Origin of the sequence: Bacillus sp. YKCMOAS1, assembly GCF_030268125.1 — a bacterium.
GTDB classification, from domain to species: domain Bacteria; phylum Bacillota; class Bacilli; order Bacillales; family Bacillaceae; genus Bacillus; species Bacillus safensis.
The window spans coordinates 144,238-163,730 of the sequence record NZ_BSEI01000004.1 but is presented as its reverse complement, the minus strand read 5'-3'; the positions used below and the strand labels follow the sequence as shown (position 1 = coordinate 163,730).

Annotated in this window: 17 protein-coding genes; 4 read left to right on the top strand and 13 right to left on the bottom strand. The window is 41.9% G+C overall.

The genetic code is table 11. The features are described 5' to 3' along the window. Nucleotides 1–30 precede the first annotated feature (30 nt). The 6 genes from pyk to dnaE all read right to left on the bottom strand — a co-directional run bounded on the left by pyk (nt 31) and on the right by dnaE (nt 9,972). Complete coding sequence (pyk, locus tag QSJ46_RS13435) at nt 31–1,791, bottom strand: pyruvate kinase (protein WP_041086588.1); 1,761 nt, start codon at nt 1,789–1,791, stop codon at nt 31–33. 27 nt (nt 1,792–1,818) lie between these two features. After that, entirely contained in the window at nt 1,819–2,778 is a 960-nt protein-coding gene (pfkA, locus tag QSJ46_RS13430; RefSeq protein WP_285604841.1) for a 6-phosphofructokinase, read from the bottom strand. A gap of 342 nt (nt 2,779–3,120) precedes the next feature. Further along, on the bottom strand, nt 3,121–4,098 hold the full coding sequence (accA, locus tag QSJ46_RS13425; protein WP_039180569.1) for an acetyl-CoA carboxylase carboxyl transferase subunit alpha: 978 nt from the start codon (nt 4,096–4,098) through the stop codon (nt 3,121–3,123). Then, nucleotides 4,083–4,958, bottom strand: a complete 876-nt coding sequence (gene accD / locus QSJ46_RS13420) for an acetyl-CoA carboxylase, carboxyltransferase subunit beta (protein WP_285604840.1) — start codon at nt 4,956–4,958, stop codon at nt 4,083–4,085. The genes accA and accD overlap by 16 nt, the downstream gene beginning before the upstream one ends. 304 nt (nt 4,959–5,262) lie before the next feature. Beyond that, the gene (ystJ, locus tag QSJ46_RS13415; RefSeq protein WP_025092260.1) at nt 5,263–6,495 is read right to left on the bottom strand and encodes an NADP-dependent malic enzyme; all 1,233 of its coding nucleotides are present in this window, start codon (nt 6,493–6,495) and stop codon (nt 5,263–5,265) included. 141 nt (nt 6,496–6,636) lie between these two features. After that, nucleotides 6,637–9,972 (bottom strand): DNA polymerase III subunit alpha, encoded by a 3,336-nt coding sequence (gene dnaE / locus QSJ46_RS13410; RefSeq protein ID WP_107163240.1) that lies wholly within the window; start codon nt 9,970–9,972, stop codon nt 6,637–6,639. A 137-nt stretch (nt 9,973–10,109) separates the two neighbouring features. On the opposite strand from dnaE, the gene ytrH reads away from it, so the two are divergent. The 3 genes from ytrH to QSJ46_RS13395 all read left to right on the top strand — a co-directional run bounded on the left by ytrH (nt 10,110) and on the right by QSJ46_RS13395 (nt 11,245). Further along, the gene (ytrH, locus tag QSJ46_RS13405; RefSeq protein WP_024424798.1) at nt 10,110–10,451 is read left to right on the top strand and encodes a sporulation membrane protein YtrH; all 342 of its coding nucleotides are present in this window, start codon (nt 10,110–10,112) and stop codon (nt 10,449–10,451) included. Further along, nucleotides 10,448–10,951, top strand: coding sequence for a sporulation membrane protein YtrI (gene ytrI, locus QSJ46_RS13400; protein ID WP_003216226.1), 504 nt, complete (start codon nt 10,448–10,450; stop codon nt 10,949–10,951). The genes ytrH and ytrI overlap by 4 nt, the downstream gene beginning before the upstream one ends. 108 nt (nt 10,952–11,059) lie before the next feature. Then, on the top strand, nt 11,060–11,245 hold the full coding sequence (locus QSJ46_RS13395; protein WP_003216400.1) for a YtzJ family protein: 186 nt from the start codon (nt 11,060–11,062) through the stop codon (nt 11,243–11,245). Between the two features lie 52 nt (nt 11,246–11,297). Here QSJ46_RS13395 and QSJ46_RS13390 read toward each other — a convergent pair whose 3' ends face one another. Beyond that, nucleotides 11,298–12,239, bottom strand: a complete 942-nt coding sequence (locus QSJ46_RS13390) for a DHH family phosphoesterase (protein WP_059374777.1) — start codon at nt 12,237–12,239, stop codon at nt 11,298–11,300. 147 nt (nt 12,240–12,386) lie between these two features. On the opposite strand from QSJ46_RS13390, the gene QSJ46_RS13385 reads away from it, so the two are divergent. Next, entirely contained in the window at nt 12,387–12,689 is a 303-nt protein-coding gene (locus tag QSJ46_RS13385) for a YtpI family protein (protein ID WP_003216665.1), read from the top strand. Between the two features lie 37 nt (nt 12,690–12,726). Here QSJ46_RS13385 and QSJ46_RS13380 read toward each other — a convergent pair whose 3' ends face one another. The 6 genes from QSJ46_RS13380 to QSJ46_RS13355 form a co-directional block, all read right to left on the bottom strand. Beyond that, on the bottom strand, nt 12,727–14,049 hold the full coding sequence (locus QSJ46_RS13380) for a CBS domain-containing protein (protein WP_039180580.1): 1,323 nt from the start codon (nt 14,047–14,049) through the stop codon (nt 12,727–12,729). A 147-nt stretch (nt 14,050–14,196) separates the two neighbouring features. Further along, a complete protein-coding gene (locus QSJ46_RS13375) occupies nt 14,197–14,880 on the bottom strand; it encodes a metal-dependent hydrolase (protein ID WP_107163239.1) in 684 nt (227 codons plus the stop codon). 65 nt (nt 14,881–14,945) lie between these two features. After that, nucleotides 14,946–15,701, bottom strand: coding sequence for an SDR family oxidoreductase (locus QSJ46_RS13370; RefSeq protein WP_269773218.1), 756 nt, complete (start codon nt 15,699–15,701; stop codon nt 14,946–14,948). 99 nt (nt 15,702–15,800) lie between these two features. Then, nucleotides 15,801–16,703: a phosphotransferase gene (locus QSJ46_RS13365; RefSeq protein WP_285604839.1), complete on the bottom strand. Its 903-nt coding sequence runs from the start codon at nt 16,701–16,703 to the stop codon at nt 15,801–15,803. 119 nt (nt 16,704–16,822) lie between these two features. Beyond that, nucleotides 16,823–18,196: an argininosuccinate lyase gene (gene argH / locus QSJ46_RS13360; protein ID WP_058838285.1), complete on the bottom strand. Its 1,374-nt coding sequence runs from the start codon at nt 18,194–18,196 to the stop codon at nt 16,823–16,825. Beyond that, nucleotides 18,193–19,404 (bottom strand): argininosuccinate synthase, encoded by a 1,212-nt coding sequence (locus QSJ46_RS13355; protein WP_048239076.1) that lies wholly within the window; start codon nt 19,402–19,404, stop codon nt 18,193–18,195. The genes argH and QSJ46_RS13355 overlap by 4 nt, the downstream gene beginning before the upstream one ends. Nucleotides 19,405–19,493 lie beyond the last annotated feature (89 nt).

The following is a 19,493-nucleotide window of genomic DNA, read 5'->3' as shown; positions in this document are numbered from 1 at the left end:
AGGAGTCAGACAACTCCCCTCTTGGATGATTTAAAGGACGCTTGCACGGCCTTTGTAGATCGCTCCGCGTGCTGGATCTACTGTAATCTCTTCGCCTTCTTTTAATAGTGTTGTTGCGCTGTCAAGACCAACAATTACTGGAATGCCTAGGCTTAATCCAACAACAGCTGCATGGCTTGTTAAACCGCCTTCTTCTGTGATAAGGGCAGATGCTTTTTCTAAAGCTCCCATCATATCACGATCTGTGCAGTTTGCGACTAGGATCGCACCATCGTACATTTTTTCTTCTGCTTCTTTTCCGCTTTGTGCAATCACAACCGGTCCAAATGCAGATTTACGGCCAATACCTTGACCTTTCGCAATGATGTCACCGACAACATATACTTTCATTAAGTTCGTCGTACCTGTTTCACCAACTGGCACACCTGCTGTAATGACGATTAAATCGCCGTGTCTTACATAGCCTGTTTCAATTGACTTTTCTACTGCATTCTCAAGCATTTCATCAGTAGACGTCGTTTTTGATCCGCTCTTTGCAAATACACCGAATACGAGTGAAAGCTTTCTTGCCACTGATTCGTTTGCTGTAACTGCTACGATTGGTGCTTTTGGTCTATATTTTGAAATCATTCTTGCTGTATGTCCGCTTTCCGTAGGCGTCACAATTGCTGCCACATCAAGCTTCATTGCTGTATGTGCAACAGATTGACCGATCGCATCTGTAATGCTGACTTCTACTTCTTCGCTTCTGCGGGAAAGAATTGCTTTATAGTTTAGTGCTTCTTCTGAACGTGATGCAATGTTATGCATCGTTTGTACAGCTTCTACTGGATATGTTCCTGCTGCTGTTTCACCAGAAAGCATAATCGCATCTGTACCGTCAAAAATAGCATTTGCCACGTCACTTGCTTCCGCGCGGGTTGGACGGGGGTTACGCTGCATGCTGTCCAGCATTTGAGTCGCTGTGATGACAGGCTTGCCTAAACGATTGCATTTTTTGATCAGCATTTTTTGAACAAGCGGTACTTCTTCTGCCGGGATCTCTACACCAAGATCTCCACGCGCAACCATTAAACCGTCAGATACCTCAAGGATCTCGTCGATGTTATCAACACCCTCTTGGTTTTCAATCTTAGGAATGATTTGAATATCAGTCGCATTGTTCTTTTCAAGGAGCTCACGAATTTCAAGAACATCAGAAGCTCGTCTAACAAAAGAAGCTGCGATGAAATCGACGCCTTGTTCAATTCCAAACAGAATATCATTGGCATCCTTTTCTGTAATACCTGGCAGGTTCACACTGACGCCAGGTATGTTGACACCTTTTTTGTTTTTGAGTGTGCCTGTATTCATGACTTTAGTGACGATTTCTTTGCGGTCCATGTTAATTTCTTTTACTTCTAAACCAATCAGACCATCATCTAATAGAATCGTTGAGCCTACTTCTACATCATGAATTAAATCTTCGTACGTCACACTAATTTTTTCCGTATTTCCAACAATGTCTTCCATACTCACGATAAGATCAGCACCAGCGACTAGCTCAATTGAGCCGTTTTCAACTGTACGTGTACGGATCTCTGGACCTTTTGTATCTAGAAGGATCGCAATGTCCTTGCCTAATGTTTTACCTGCTTTACGTATGTTTTCAATGCGTGCACCATGCTCTTCAAAATCTCCGTGGGAGAAGTTTAGTCTGGCTACATTCATTCCTGCTTCAATCAATTCAGTCAGCTTTTCAATGCTTTCACTTGCTGGACCGATTGTACAAACGATTTTTGTCTTTCTCATTACTGTTCCTCCTAAGGTCTTCTCGTTTTATATAGAGAGCTCTTGTGAAAGTCGGTACATATTTTTATCGACTGTATGTTTTTTATCTAAGATTTCTAAAATATCATGATGGACAAGTTCATTGCTTTGAATGCCTACACAGCGTCCGCCTTTTCCTTCAAGGAGAAGCTCGACTGCGTATGCTCCTAAACGGCTTGCCAGTACACGGTCAAATGCACTCGGAGAACCTCCGCGCTGAATATGTCCTAAGACAGATACACGTGTTTCAAGGCTTGTCTCCTCTTCAATCCGCTTACCAAATTCAACACCGCTGCCTACGCCTTCTGCAACGATAATAATACTATGCTTCTTGCCGCGCTCGTGACCTCTTCTTAACCTAGCAATAATTTCGTCCATGTCATAGTCTGCTTCAGGAATCAAAATAGATTCGGCTCCGCCCGCAAGACCTGACCAAAGGGCAATATCACCAGCATGTCTTCCCATTACTTCCACTACGTATGTACGTTCATGAGATGTGGCTGTATCACGAATTTTATCAATGGCATCAATGACAGTATTCAGTGCTGTATCAAAGCCAATAGTGAAATCAGTACCTGGAATATCGTTGTCAATCGTGCCAGGGACACCTACACATGGAAAACCGAGCTCTGTTAATTTCTTCGCTCCCATAAATGACCCGTCTCCACCAATGACTACAAGTCCTTCAATACCGAATATTTTTAAGTTTTCAATTCCCTTTTCACGACCTTCAACTGTCTTGAATTCAGGACATCTTGCCGTGTAAAGTTTTGTTCCTCCACGATGAATGATATCGCCTACTGAACCTATTTCGAGTTTCTCAATTTTACCGTTAATTAGACCTGAATATCCATTATAAATACCGTAAACTTCAACATTATGGTAAATTGCTTTCCTTACAACTGCGCGCACAGCTGCATTCATTCCTGGGGAATCCCCACCGCTTGTTAAAACTCCTATACGCTTCATCTTTTTCACCTCAGAGACCATATATGAATTAAACATACCATTTCCACTGCTTGAAAACAATCATGAGCAAATTTGGATGTTTTCAATACGAATTTCTAAAACCGTACTTATTATACAATTAAATAAACCGTTTTTAAACAAAAGTTAAGAACGTCGTGAAAGCAAATCTCTCTGAAATCTGTAGAGACAAGTGCTATAAACCTTATCATATCAAGGTTTTCAGACGTTTCAAATTTTATGAAAACAAAAGAAAATTATTTTCAAATAGCGCTTACATAAGGTCGGTTTTCATGAAAAAAGATGAAAAAAAATAAACGCCAGCCAAAAAGGCTGTACGTTTATTTAGTTTACCCCAATATATTGATTTTCAATCGATACTTTCCCGATTGCTTTGTATTTTTCATATCTTTGTTCGACTAGTTCTTCAGGTGTTAGTTTGAGCAAAGATGTAAGTGATTGTTTTAATACATTTTCCATGTAGGCTGCTTGTTGTTTCACGTCTCGATGTGCTCCACCTTGCACTTCTTTAATAACATCATCTATAATATCTAATTCTTTTAGGTCTGGAGCGGTAATTTTCATTGATTCTGCAGCTTTTTTCGCAAGTGATGAATCCTTCCAGAGCAGTGCTGCTGCACCTTCAGGTGAAATCACTGAATACGTTGAGTTTTCTAGCATGAATAGGTGGTTTCCTACGCCTAAGCCTAGTGCGCCGCCGCTTCCGCCTTCTCCAATGACAATACAGACAACTGGTACACGAAGTCCTGCCATTTCGAATAGGTTTTTCGCAATTGCTTCACTTTGTCCGCGTTCTTCAGCTGCTTTACCAGGATAAGCTCCTTTTGTATCAATAAAGCAAATGATAGGGCGATTAAATTTATCTGCTTGTTTCATCAAACGCAGCGCTTTACGGTAGCCTTCTGGATGAGGCATTCCGAAATTACGGCGCAAGTTTTCTTTTGTATCTTTACCGCGCTGATGGCCAATAACAGTGACAGGAAGCCCTTTAAACGTGGCAATTCCTCCAACGATCGCTTCATCATCACCATAAAAACGGTCGCCGTGACATTCGAAAAAATTGTCAAACAGCTCTTGAATGTAATCGAGAGTTGTTGGGCGCATCGCATGCCGAGCAATCTGCACTCTGTCCCACGGCTTTAAATTTGTATAAATGTCTGCTTCAAGCTTGCTCAGACGTGTTTCAAGGCGCTCAATTTCTGCACTTAAATCCATTTCTGAGTTTTGTGTGAACTTTTTCAGTTCATCAATTTTCGCTCGAAGTTCAATGACAGGTTTTTCAAATTCTAGTTCTCCAGCCACTCTCGTTCACCTCCTGTGCTGTGTAGCGCTAAGATTCGGCCTAGTGTTTCTTTCATTTCTGCACGATGGATGACAGCATCAAGCTGTCCATGCTTCATTAAAAATTCAGCCGTTTGGAAGTCCTCTGGCAGGTCTTCACGAATCGTTTGTTCGATGATTCTGCGGCCTGCAAAACCAATTAAAGCACCCGGTTCTGCAAAGTTGTAATCACCGAGAGACGCAAAACTAGCTGATACACCGCCAGTTGTTGGGTTCGTCATCACAGAGATAATCAACCCTTTATCTTCGCTGAACAGTTTTAATGCTGAACTTGTTTTTGCCATCTGCATCAGACTGAGAATTCCCTCTTGCATTCTCGCTCCACCAGATGCAGTAAAGATAATAAACGGCACCTTGTCCGCTTTTGCTTTCTCGATCGCCAGTGTGATCTTTTCACCAACAACCGATCCCATGCTGCCCATACGGAACGTGGCATCCATGACAGCAATGACAGCACTTTGGCCTTCAATCTCACCTTTACCTGTGACAATGGCTTCATTCAAAGATGTTTTTTCTCTGTCTTTCTCAAGCTTTTCTTCATAGCCTGGGAAACCGAGCGGGTTTGCTGAAATGAGGTGCCCGTTAAATTCTTCAAATGTGCCTTCATCTACAAGGCTTTCGATACGCTGTTTTGCATTCATTTGCAAATGTCTGCCGCAATTCATGCAAACACGTAAATTTTTATCTAGTTCTTTGGTGAGCATTATTTTTTTACATTGCGGACATTTGGTCATGATGCCTTCAGGCACATCTTGGCTTGCCTGTTCAGAGGGTACAGATGCATATTTTTTCTTTTTACTGAAAATATCCTTGATTGACAAATGACTACCTCCCTTTTTGAAGGGTTTTTTCTTTACACGCACATCCACTATTATAGGACATGTCATAACTGTACCGAAACTATTGTACTTTTTTTGTCAAACGCTGTCATCCTTCATTCAATTTTTTCAGTGGGGAATTGATGAGAAATGAGTAGGTGTTTGGGGCGCTGAGCAGTTGATATGTTTGAATTGTGAACGTCTACAAAAAAATCTCATTCCGGATGAAAAATTTTTCGCGTAAGAGAGGAAATGTTGCACGTTTTTCCTCCAATTTCAGAAAAAACGTGCACACTTTTCCAGTTAATTATTCGCCGATAATCGTTAATTTTCTTGTTTTTTCAGCGACCGCTTCTGGGTCGACTTTGATTCTTGCAACGCCAGTTTCCATTGCTGCTTTTGCCACAGCTTTTGCTACCGCTGGTGCCACGCGTGCATCAAATGGTGCAGGGATGACATATTCAGCTGACAATTCCTCATCTGAAACAAGAGACGCTATCGCTTCAACAGCTGCGATTTTCATTTCTTCGTTAATGTGAGTTGCACGTACATCTAATGCTCCGCGGAAAATTCCTGGGAATGCCAGTACGTTGTTCACTTGGTTCGGGAAGTCAGAACGGCCAGTTCCTACAACACTTGCACCTGCTGCATGTGCATCTTCTGGCATAATCTCTGGATTTGGATTAGCCATAGCAAAGATGACAGGATCTTTTGCCATTTTTCCAACCATTTCTTTTGTTAAAGCGCCTGCTACAGAAACCCCGATAAAGACATCTGCGCCTTCAATGACTTCTTCTAATGAACCTTCTTTGCGGTCTTGGTTCGTGAATTTAGCTACTTCGTTTTTCACTGCATTCATACCATTCGGGCGGCCTTCGTAAATGGCACCTTTCGTATCACACATAATGATATCACGTACACCGAAATGATAAAGAAGTTTGATAATCGCAATTCCTGCTGCCCCGGCGCCGTTTGCCACTACTTTGATTGAAGACATAGATTTTCCAGAAAGCTTCAGTGCATTCACTAGTCCTGCTACTGTCACAATGGCTGTTCCGTGTTGATCATCGTGGAAAACTGGAATGTTTGTCTCTTTTTTCAAGCGCTCTTCAATGATAAAGCAGTTAGGAGCTGCAATATCTTCAAGGTTCACACCGCCAAAAGTCGGCTCAAGAAGCTTCACTGTTTCAACGATTTTGTCTACATCGTTCGTTGCAAGCGCGATTGGGAAGGCATCTACGCCTGCAAAGCTTTTGAATAATACGGCTTTCCCTTCCATTACTGGAAGAGATGCTTCTGCACCAATATTTCCAAGCCCTAAAACAGCGCTTCCGTCTGTGACAACAGCGACCATATTGCCTTTCATTGTATAATCATACACTTTGCTTGTGTCGTCATAAATATCTTTACATGGTTCTGCAACACCAGGTGAATAAGCCAAGCTCAAGTCTTTTGCATTTTTCACTTGTACTTTTGATTTTGATTCGAGTTTGCCTTGATTCTCTTTGTGCATATGTAATGCTTCTTCTCTTAATGACATGTGATGAACACTCCTTCAAGTGGAAAATGATTTAATGATTTGCTAAATTGATAAGCACATACTGGCAGTTTTAAATACACAGAATCTTTAAAATGATAACACAATAGGTGAATTTGTAAAACATATTCAGGCGATTTGTCATCATTTAATCACAACGTTTTGTTCACCGAGCAGCTCTTTTAACTGGAAAATCACAGCATGATCTGCATGAACTTTGTATGCATCTGGAAGTCTCATCGTCTTTTTTTGCTTCTCATAATACAAATAGACATCTGCTTCTCCGCTGTGCATCGAGAGGACTCGTTTTACTTGCTCTAGCAGCTCCTGCGTATGATTCTCTTCTTTCACTCGAATGTAGACAGACTCTTTTCTTTTTACGTCCATCTCTTCAAGCAAAGCAGCTTCTTGCACGATGATTTGACTGCTGTCATTTCTGATCTCTACTCTGCCTTCCACATAAAGCATGGTGCCCTCCTCAAGTAAGGGGGACAGCTTTCTAAATTGCTCTGGAAAGACGACGCCTTCCATTTCTCCCGTTTCATCCCCAAATGTAACAAATGCCATCGATTGTCCATTTTTTGTCCGAATCGATTTCACTTTTGTCAAAAGACCACCCATTGAAATCTTCCGCTTAATATAGGAAGAAAGTCTGATGATTTCCACTGCACCATTCTCTCTTAAGCGTTCTCGGTATGCTTGTACTGGGTGATTTGATAAATATAACCCGAGTGCCTCTTTTTCAAATTGCAGGAGGTCAACAAGCGGCATTTCTTCTATCTCCGCATATTTTGGCTTAATGGAGAAGGTTGTATCCCCAAGAAAGTCCAGCTGATCCTCTGGATTTAAAAATGACACGTGGTCTAACGCAATATCTATCGATGCTAATAACGAAGCACGATTGGGATAAAACTCATCCATCGCCCCTGAAAAAATGAGCGCTTCAATCGTTTTTCGATTGACACTCTTTGGTGATACTCTTGCGCAAAAATCAAATAAATCTTCAAACGGCTTTTCCTGTCTTGCCCTGTATATATCCTTTACAGCTGACACTCCGACATTTTTGATCGCTCTTAAGCTGTAGCGGATCTCCCCTTTTTCAACCGTAAATGGAAACTCACTCTTATTAATAGAAGGCTTCAACACAGATATCCCTTTTTCCTTCGCCTCATAGAAATATTGAGCAATTTTGTCTTCATTTCCAATTACACTCGTTAAAAGACCGCACATAAAATATAACGGATAATGCGCTTTTAAATAAGCAAGCTGAAAGCCAATCATGCTATATGCAACAGCATGGCTTCTATTAAAACCATAGTTTGCAAATTTGACGATTAAGTCATAAACGTCATTTGCAATGTTAACAGGATACTCCTTTTTTAGGCATCCTTCAACAAAATGGCTTCGCTCTTCATCAAGGACCTTTTTATCCTTCTTCGAAACAGCTCTTCTTAATAGATCAGCCTCGCCCAGCTGAAAACCAGCCATCTTCGCTGCAATCAGCATGATTTGCTCCTGATAGACGATGACCCCATATGTATCCTTTAATATGTCATACAAATCAGGATGAGGGTAGGAGACCTTGACTCTGCCATGCTTTCGGTCGATAAAAAGCGGGATATTTTCCATTGGACCTGGACGATAGAGGGCATTGACCGCTACGATATCTTCTAAACTAGACGGCTTCAGGCGTCTCAGCACCTGACGCATTCCCTGTGATTCAAGCTGGAATATTCCAGTTGTATCGCCCGCAGATAACAATTCAAACGTTTTCTGATCCTCATATGAAATGTCACTAAAGTTAATGTGGACGTTTTCCTGTCTTTCAATCTGGTTTTTAATGGATTCAATTAATGTTAAGTTTCTGAGCCCTAAGAAGTCCATCTTTAAAAGTCCGAGATCTTCTAAATAATTCATGGCATACTGCGTTAAATACACACCTTCATGGCCGTCTTGAATCGGAACGACCTCTGTCAGCGGCTCTTCGCTCAGCACAACGCCAGCTGCATGTGTAGAAGTGTGTCTCGGTAAGCCTTCTACCTTTAAAGCAGTTTGGAAGACCTTTCGAAGCTCTTCAGATTGCTGAAGCATCGTTTTTAATTCAGGAGATGCAGTCACCGCTTCTTTCAGTGTCGTTCCTGGCTTTGATGGAATCAGCTTGGCAAGACGATCCGCTGCTTTTGAATCGATTCCCATCACACGTCCAACATCCCTTAAAGCAGCCTTTGCTGCAAGTGTCCCAAAGGTGACAATTTGCGCCACATGCATGTCTCCGTATTTGTCTTTTACATAAGAAATGATTTCGTCTCTTCTCGTGTCGGGGAAATCAATATCAATATCTGGCATACTGATTCGCTCTGGATTTAAGAAGCGCTCAAATAAAAGACCGTGACGGATCGGATCGACATCCGTAATAAACAGAACATATGCAACAAGTGAACCCGCTGCTGATCCCCGTCCAGGGCCTGTGACAATCCCTCTGTCATGCGCATACTTCATAAAATCCCACACAATGAGAAAATAATCACTGAAATTCATTTTTTGGATAATGCTCAGTTCATATTCAAGTCTTTTGACATACGTGTCATGTGAAGCAATCTTTCTTTGCTTCATACCTTCTGCGCACACTCTGCGTAAAAACTGATCAGCTGTTGATTGATCAGGAGTTGGATAGGATGGAAGTTTTGTCTGCCCAAGATTTAAATCGACCTCGCAGCGGTCTGCAATCTCCACCGTTCTTGTCAGCAGCTCTCGATCATCTCTATACCATTCCAACATTTCTTCAAAGGATCTGAAATGCTTTTCTCCTCGGTCTTCCTCTATCTCTGAAAGCTGATCCCCTGCTTTAATAGCCTTTAAACACGTATAAGCCATTTTATCCTCTCGATTGATGTAGTGAACATCCCCCGTCGCAACAAGAGGTATGTCCACACTTTGTGAGACATCCCGCAGTTTGCTGGTGAGCGATTCGTCCTGCTGAAATGGCTGAAGTGCGATGTACACATGACCCTCGCCGAATATATGCTTTAATTGTTTGGTGGCTTCACGTGCTTCTTCTATTTGATCATGCTGCAAAAGCGTTTCAATATACCCAGATGCGCCTGGTGTGATCGCAATGAGCCCGCGATGATAGCTTTTGAGCCATTTTTCTTTCAGTCCGGCTTTTGATTTTGATTTCAGCACACTGCTGATTTTGATCAGGTTTTGATAGCCTTCGTTGTTTTTTGCAAGGAGTACCAAGGGATAAGCCTCTGTCTCTTGTTCATCTATGAAGACAGAAGCTGTTAAACCGATAACCGGCTTGATGCCATGTTTTTTACATTCCTTATAAAATTCAACCGTTCCATACATCACATGGTCATCGGTAAGAGCGAGCGCCTTGCAGCCAAGTTCTTTTGCTTTCAGTACAAGCTCCTTTACTTTAGCTGCACTGCTTAACAAGCTGTATCCACTGTGGACCTGAAGATGAACATAAGACATGCTAAATCCACTCCTTTCGTCTAAAGTCATTCTTTCATTATAAAACGCGATGCGATGAGAAACAAATGTTCTTTCTTTTCTGTCCGTTCATACTTGTCCAGCACACACCATATATTGAATAGAGTGAGGTGGACAAAATGGATGTGAAGGAAGCTTTTATTCCGAATTTTATCAGCTGTTATTTTATCGCCCTTGGGGTCATTTTGGGTGGTGCTATCATAGGCGGTGTTGGTGCGTATTTATCTGGTCAGCCGCCTTTATCCATTATTACTAGTCTTGCCAACCGTTTAAAGATTTGGGCGCTTGTCGCCGCTATCGGCGGAACATTTGATGCTGTTTATAGCTTTGAACGAGGCATTTTCGAAGGAAACACGCGTGATATTTTCAAGCAGATTTTATTAATTATCTCTGCCATGGGCGGCGCACAAACGGGGTATCTCATTATTACGTGGCTCACCCAGGAGCATGTGTCATCATGAGGGTGCCGGAGCTGTATAAACGCCCAGGCTGGCAGCGTTTTTTTGCAGGAATGATGTTTGGTGCGATTGTAAGCTGGCTCATTTTTCTCTTTACATACGGAACCTTTCAGGAAAAGCAAGTAACACTGCTGAGAAGCCAGCAGCATCATATGGACAGTTTGAAGGAACAAATCACACTCTATCGGGAAGATTTGCATAAGTTAAATGAGGATAATAAGAAGCGGCTGCTGATCCAAAGCGTAGATGTTCATCTCGTGAATCGTGAGCAATATAAAATCCCAGAGCCAGATACGCTAAAGTTTGAAGATCAGGTCAAGGAGGATATCTCAGAAGTCATTACAAAGGATATCGAAAGTGTCTATAAAACAAAGGAATTACTAAAACGGACAGTGGAAAATAAAGAATATACGATTCGGGAAAAGGCATACCGAGCGAAAGTGACAGAGCTGACAATTTATACGAAGCTTTCACTTGAAGTACGTATTTCATTTGCTGAATAAACAGGTTGTGGAATTTTTATGAATTTCTGCCCTCAATGATCGCTTTTCACGCTTCATTTTTATACACTAAAAGTAGAACGAGATCTTAAATAGAAAGAGGTGAGGACAATGGAGGTTTACAGCTATCGTCAAATGGCACGAGACAAAGCAAGCCGGATCAAAGACGGCATGTGTGCTTATGCTGAGACAGAAATGATGGCTCATTTAATTAAAAAAGAATTAAAGCATCAAAATCTCCAAGCCTATGAAGATTCAACAGACATCGGCTGCTGGTTTATCCCTGTGTGCAAGTAACCCTTTTCTCCATGACAAAAAAAGAGAGAAGGGACTTCATATCCCTCCTCTCTTATGATGATGATTTACATACTTCTTCTAAATCACGCAAAATCTCATCTGCTACGGCCCAATCATAAATGGACGCACCGGCTGCAAGAGGGTGGCCGCCTCCATGATATTTTTTCGCAATGGTGTTAATGACGACACCTTTAGAGCGGAATCTGACACGAATCTGATCGTTTTCTTCCACAAAAAAGACCCATGCCTTAATGCCTGCAATATTTCCTAGTGTCCCAACAAGCTGTGAGGCCTGCTGCGCTGTTGTTTGGAACGATTCCAAAATTTCACGCTTAATGAACACAGATGCAACCCCGTTCTCTGACAAAGAAATATGTTGAAAAATATAACCATTTAATTTCACGACATTCAAATCTGTCTCATACAATTGATTGAAAAGATCTGAAGATGAAAACGGATATTCGATAAGTTCCCCTGCATATTTGAGTGTCTTTTTCGTTGTGTTTGGGAAAAGGAAGCGGCCTGTGTCTCCTACAATGCCGGCATAGATCAATTCAGCCGCCTTTGTATTCAGCTGATATCCTTCTTCTTTCCCCTCTAAGTACAATTCATAAATCATCTCGCTCACAGAGCTTGCCTCTGTATCTACCCAAAGCAAATCACCATAAGGATCTTCATTCGGGTGATGGTCGATTTTCATCAGCTTATCGCCCATTAAATAGCGCTGATCATCAATTCTTGCTTGATTGGCCGTATCACAGACAATGACAAGGGCCCCTTTATACACGTCGTCTGGTATCTCATCGAGTTCATATAAAAATGAAAGGGATGGCTCAGGGGTTCCTGTCGCATAAATATTTTTTTCTGGATAGGTGGCACGCAAGATTTCCGTAAGGCCGCACTGCGATCCATACGCATCAGGATCTGGTCTTACATGTCTATGAATGATGATGGTGTCATATAATGATATGGTTCTAATCAGTTCTTTTTTCATAAAAACTCCTTCTCATGCGATACTCTTTTTATTATTAAATCATAATCTATCGTGACGGAAAAGTGAGGAATAGACAATTTATTCTAGTAAGCAAGCCTATTTACGTTTAAAATAGGGTTGTAACCACTTACAATGGAGGCTTGGCACATGCTTGTTTTGATTGTGTTTATTATTTGTTCTGCCATGTTTTATTTATACTACAAAGCGAAAAATGTCCGTACGAACCGGCCAGTTGAGAAAAAATTCTGGTCGGCGAAATCCAGTATGGCCCTTGGCTGCTTTGTCCTGCTTTTCGGTGTGAATCAATTATTTTTAAACCGCTCGTCACTCGCATTTGTCATCGGATTTATTTTTGTTGCTGTCGGTATCGGCAGTACGTGGGCTGGGTATAAAGCCTACAAGCATTACCTTCCGCTCTTTTTAAAAGAAGGCGAAAAGGATCACGCGTAATAAGGAAAGGGGCGACATGGGTTCGCCCTTTTTATCATTATCCCCTCTCCATCAGCTGCACCATCAGCATCGCTTTTCCTACGATATTCGATTGATGGTACACCTCGACTTCCAGCTTCCCAAACTTGCGTCCTACTTCTAAAATATTCGGCTTGATCTGGATTGTGGATTCCATTTGGACCGGTTTTAAGAAGTAGACAGAGAGACTCTCGACGATCAGCTCGCCCTTTTTATGAGATTTTAAGAAGCGGTTGGCTGATTCGATTAAAATTTGTGTGAACACCCCATATGAAATGTTTCCAAGCTGGTTCGTCATTTGCGGGGTGACCTCATATTGATAAACCGCATCTGCTTTTGGTTTTTCTGTATCAGTTTCTTTAAACCCTCTTGAGACAACATCATCCAGCTTTTCTCCGACCTGCGGCTGCTTTTGAATCATTTGGAGCGCCTTGAGCACATCCTGACGGCTGATCATCCCGATCAGCTTCGCATGATCATCCACAACTGGCAGCACCTCAATGCCTTCCCACACCATCATTTGTGCAGCTGAGGCGACAGATGTCTTGCCAATAACCGTCAGCGGATTTTTCGTCATCACCTTTTCAATCGGTGTGGAGCGGTCATGCCCCGCAATATCCTTTGAGGTGAGAATTCCGTGAATCTTCATTTGATCATCTGCGACCGGGAAACGTCCGTGGCCAGTTTCATAATTCTTTTCATACCATTTTTCAAGCTTATCCTCTGGTGATAAATACACCGTCCGTTCTATCGGTGTTAAAATATCTTCCACCAGTACAATCTCTTTTTTAATTAATTGGTCATAAATGGCTCTGTTAATGAGAGCCGCTACGGTAAATGTATCGTAGCTTGTTGATAAAATTGGCAGCTCTAGCTCATCTGCGAGCTGAATAATTTCATCATCTGTTGAGAATCCGCCTGTGACCAGCACAGCCGCCCCTGCCTCTAATGCCTGCTTATGGGCATTGATCCGGTTTCCGACGATGAGAAGGTTGCCAGCTGCCGTATAGCGCATCATCGCATCCAGCTCCATCGCTCCGATGACAAATTTATTTAACGTTTTATGTAAGCCTGCTCGTCCTCCAAGCACCTGTCCATCAATGACATTAACCACTTCTGCATATGTCAGTTTTTCAATATTTTCTTTTTTCTTCTGTTCAATTCGAATGGTGCCGACTCGTTCAATGGTACTGACGAATCCTTTATTTTCAGCATCTTTGATGGCCCGGTAAGCGGTGCCTTCACTCACTTTCATTTCTTTCGCTATGCGCCGGACAGAAATTTTCTCCCCGACATCTAATGAATCAATATACGATAAAATTTGCTCATGCTTTGTCGCCAATCCCGTTCACCCTTTTTGTTTTCAGCGTTTTCATCTATGTTTCATTATAAGGGCAGGAGGCTTTTAATAGCAATTTGTCTTTTCTTTCAGCAGATGAAGGCAAACAAAAAAGCCGGCATTTGTGTGCCAGCTTTTTTCATATGGGGATTAAATCTCGATTGATTCCCCGCTGTTTAACACATGACCGACGCCGCCATGCAGGCTGTCTGCAAATGCATGCGGATCCTGTTCAATTGGCGGGAATGTGCTGTAGTGAATCGGAACGACCTGTTTTGCCCGCAGCCATTCTGCTGCAATTCTTGCATCCTCCGGCCCCATCGTGAAGTTATCACCAATTGGAAGGAATGCGAGCTCAATATGATTCAGCTCACCAATCAGCTTCATATCTGAAAAGAGTGCAGTGTCTCCAGCATGATAAATTGTTTTGCCCTCTGCGGTAAATAAAATACCTGATGGCATCCCTGTATACGTAATTGTCTGTGCCTCTTCATCAATGACAGCTGAACCATGGAACGCTTGCGTGAGCTTCACTTTACCAAATTCAAACTCACGGCCGCCTCCAATAGAAAGCGGGTGCGTTTTCACCCCTTGCCAGCTTAAATACGTGGCAAGTTCGAAAGGCGCGACAACAAGTGCATCATTGTTTTTAGCGATTTCAATGGTGTCACCGATGTGATCTCCATGACCATGTGTCAGTAAAATGACATCTGCTTTCACATCTTGCGGATTGATATCTGTGTGCTTATTTCCATTTAAAAATGGGTCAATCCAAATATGATATCCGTTTGTTTCAATGTGTACGACTGAATGTCCATGATATGTAGCTTTCATGTAGTATATCCACCTTTCAATTTTGATCTCATATCATTTATTCCCTCTATAAAAAGCTGAAAAACTTAATGCCTGTGAATGACGTTAAGACCACCTGTTGCTTCAATGACGGTGCCTGTAATGAGGTCTGAACGGTCATCACATAGAAATGAGATGATACGTCCTATATCCTCTCCAGTACCAGACCTGCCTATTGGCGTTTCTTCGTCTTTGATTTGGCGGGCTTCCTCTATTGTCGATTCTTTCATGTCTCCAACGATTTTGCCTGGACAAACCATATTGGCGGTGATGCCGTTTTCGGCTTCTTCAATCGCAATGGTTTTCGTCAATGACGCAAGGCCCACTTTTGCCGCTCCAAAGGCTGATCTGTGCATCCAGCCTGGCGCATGGTCTGCACCTTGGAAGCCATAAGTGATAATGCGGCCAAAGCTTTGTTTTCTCATCATTGGGATGACCATTCGGAACAAGTGGAATACAGCTGATAAGTTGCCTTCCATCATTTGATACCATTCATCTTCTGAATAATCCGCAAGTTTCTTTCGTTCAAAAATATAAGGACCAGCATTGTTAATCAAGGCATCAATCCGCCCAAATCGCTCTGTTGCCAGCTCTACCATGTTTTTTAGATCTTCTTTTTTTGTCACATCACCTTGGACAAATTGAAGCTTATCTTCGTACTGCTGTAATTCTTCTCTCATCTGCCGGACAGCTTCATCATCACTTCGATAATTCACTGTCACAGAATACCCCATATTCAGTAAAGACTCGGTGACTTTCCGGCCAAGTCCTTTAGAACCCGCTGTTATTAATGCGTGTCGCACACAATCTCCTCCTAAAGCAAAGGTTGCAAGTTCACGTGTTTCTTATCTTATCTTTTACTTTACTATAAACCGGCAGCTGGCGCACTTATGAACCCTTTATCAATAGGAGTAAAACAGTATAGGGTGACTCATCCACTTTTTCAGATCCCATGAGCCATGGATATCGAGAAGCAGCGAAACAAAACGATAGCATTCTCTCACCTCATGAAGCTCGCGAGGAAGCGGACAAATCTCTTCATACCCCAATTGGACATCGCGGGCAGCTTCTTTCGTCAAAAGGTATTCCAATGCAATAAAATCAAACGCAGCTGGTCCATATACGACATATTCTGTATCAACTAAACTCGTTACTTGATCATTTTTTTCAATATATTGAGACGGATCTAAATCAATTAAAATGAGACTGGCTGAATCAGGAGGCTTCAGCTTTTCAATCTTTTGCAGCACAATTTCTGCATAACAGTGAAAATTAGTCTGATCAGCATAATAACGCTCTATGAGTTTGGGTACAGCCTTTTTTAACACCGCATGAAATTCTCTCAAATGTTTCTTTTCAGCTCCGTATACTGCCCCAAAAAAGTCAGTTCGATATGAATGAAGATGTGCTAGTTTCCTCCCATAATCCTTATAAAAGTTTGATGAACGTCCATCGAAAGATGTGAAAGGTGTTCCTTCTACTTTCTCCATTACATAAAAATGTCTCCCTGCCTTCTTCACTTTACGAACAACTTCTGGAATCTGAAAGGAATTCGTATGAGACAGTTTTTGATTAATTTGATCAATATACTTTTGTGTAGTATGAGCATCTACTCCATAGATCATATTGATCCCAGTCACAAATTCACTTTCTTCTCTTACAGTTTTAGGAGATTTGATCACATACTCCGTTTTATCTTGTAAGGAGATCAGCCAAACATCATTGGCCCGTCCGTCATATTGTTCTCCTAACGTCTTCACTGATACGATCGGTTGATGAAACAAAGCCTCAAGCGTTTTCTTCATGATCTGCTGTCACTCCCTTTTCTGCTTGACGCTAGTATGCTTTCATTTTCTCCAATGGTCATCAATCTCCTTTTTCCACGACAAAAAAACCATCCGCATAAACGAATGGTTTTGATCAATTATGCCAGACAGGCTTTTGCTTTTTCTAAAGCGAGCTGGATTTGTTTGAATCCAGTTCCGCCTGCACTTGTTCTTTTTTCAACCGCTACATACGGATCAAGAACAGTGTAAATGTCTTGTTCAAAAAGCTCGCTTGCTTCTGTAAAAGTTTCAAAAGGAAGATCACTTAAGTAGATGCCTTTTTGAATACATGTATACACAAGCTTGCCAACGATTTCGTGTGCTTCACGGAATGGCATGCCTTTTTTCGCAAGGTAGTCTGCCACTTCTGTCGCATTTGAGAAATCTTCTTTTGTTGCCTTTTTCATGACATCTTCGTTGACTGTCATCGTTTGAATCATACCTGTGAAGATTTGCAGGCTGCCAGCGATGGTTTTCACTGTATCAAACATGCCTTCTTTATCTTCTTGCAGATCTTTGTTATACGTAAGCGGCAAGCCTTTCATAATCGTGAGAAGCCCCATCAGGTTGCCATACACACGGCCTGTTTTCCCGCGGATTAATTCAGCCATGTCCGGGTTTTTCTTCTGCGGCATCATGCTGCTGCCTGTTGCATACGTATCATCGAGTTCAATGAATTTGAATTCTTGCGAGCACCATAAAATGATTTCTTCACAAAAACGTGAGAGGTGCATCATCACAAGACTGCTATTAGACAAAAACTCTAAAATGAAGTCCCGATCACTCACACCATCAAGGCTGTTTTCGTAAATGTGATCAAAGCCAAGCTGCTCTGCAGTATATTCACGATCAATCGGGAATGTCGTTCCTGCTAACGCTCCGCATCCAAGCGGAGACACGTTAATTCGCTTCAATGAATCTTGAAAGCGCGCTTTGTCACGCTCAAGCATCCAAAAATAGGCGAGCATATGATGGGCAAACGAAATAGGCTGTGCACGCTGCAGGTGCGTATATCCTGGGAAAATCGTTTCAACGTGCTGTTCTGCCTTTTCTACAAGCACCGTTTGAAAGGAAGAGATCAATTCAATGATATGCTCGACTTGGTTATTCAAATATAAGTGCATATCAGTTGCGACCTGATCATTCCGGCTTCTCGCTGTGTGCAATTTGCCGCCAAGCGGACCAATCTCATCAATGAGCATTTTTTCAAGGTTTAAATGAATGTCCTCATAGTCTACTGAGAATTCCAGTTCATCCGCCTCTGCCTTTTTCATGAGCGTATTTAGTCCGTCTTTGATGACAGCGGCCTCCTCATCACCGAGGATACCGCATTTATTCAGCATACTTGCATGAGCAAGGGAGCCGGTCAGATCTTCTTTCACTAATTGTTTGTCGAAATGAATGGACGCACCAAACTCATCGACCCATTTTTCTGGTGTTTTTTGAAATCGGCCTCCCCAAAGCTTTTTCATGCTTTAACCTGCTCCTTTTTATTCACGATGCTGTTTACTTTTGTCGGTAAGCCCCAAAGGTTAATAAATCCTACAGCTGCATCATGATCAAATTCATCTGCTTTAGTATAAGTTGCGAGATTTTCATCATAAAGTGAATATGGTGATTTACGTCCTTCTACAATGGCATGGCCTTTAAATAGTTTCACACGTACAACACCCGTTACGTTTTGCTGTGTTTCTTGTAAGAATGCATCTAGTGCTTCTTTAAGCGGTGAGAACCATAAGCCGTTGTATATTAATTCAGCCATTTTTTGTTCCACGATTGGCTTAAAGTGTGCGACTTCTTTAACAAGCGTTAAGTCTTCAAGCTCTTTATGTGCTTTAAGAAGTGTGACTGCACCTGGGCACTCGTACACTTCACGAGATTTGATGCCAACAAGACGGTTTTCAACGTGATCGATTCTGCCAACACCATGCTGACCAGCGACTTCATTTAAATGAAGGATAAGATCAGATAATGAATACTGGATACCGTCAATCGCTGTCGGTTTTCCTTTTTCAAACGTGATTTCAATGATTTCTGGTGTGTCAGGTGTTTTTTCAAGTGGATTTGTCAGATCATATGCACCTTCTGGCGGCGCAGCCCAAGGATCTTCTAAAATGCCACATTCGTTACTTCTGCCCCAAAGGTTTTGGTCGATTGAATATGGGCTGTCTAAGTTAATCGGAATTGGAATACCGTGTTTTTGTGCATATTCGATTTCCTCATCACGAGACCATTTCCATTCACGCACTGGCGCAAGAACTTCTAGATCTGGATTCAATGCTTTAATGGATACTTCAAAACGAACTTGGTCGTTCCCTTTTCCAGTACATCCATGAGCAACAGCTACTGCATTTTCTTTTTCTGCTACTTCCACTAATTTTTTTGCAATAAGCGGACGGGATAGTGCAGATACTAGTGGATATTTTCCTTCATACATTGTGTGTGCTTGTAATGCAGTGAGTGCAAACTCTTCAGCAAATTCTTCTTTTGCGTCAATCATGTATGATTGAACCGCTCCGACTTGAAGCGCTTTTTGTTGAACGAATGCCAAGTCTTTTCCTTCGCCTACGTCAAGGCAGCAAGCAACGACTTCGTATCCTTGCTCTTGTAACCATTTAACTGCAACAGAGGTATCAAGACCTCCGGAATATGCTAATACAACTTTTTTATTTTGTGACATGATTGAAAAGCTCCTCTCGCTTGTTTTGATTCTGTGAATGTTTTTTGCATAAAAATAAGTTTTAATTTATAAACATGCATTTAGTATGT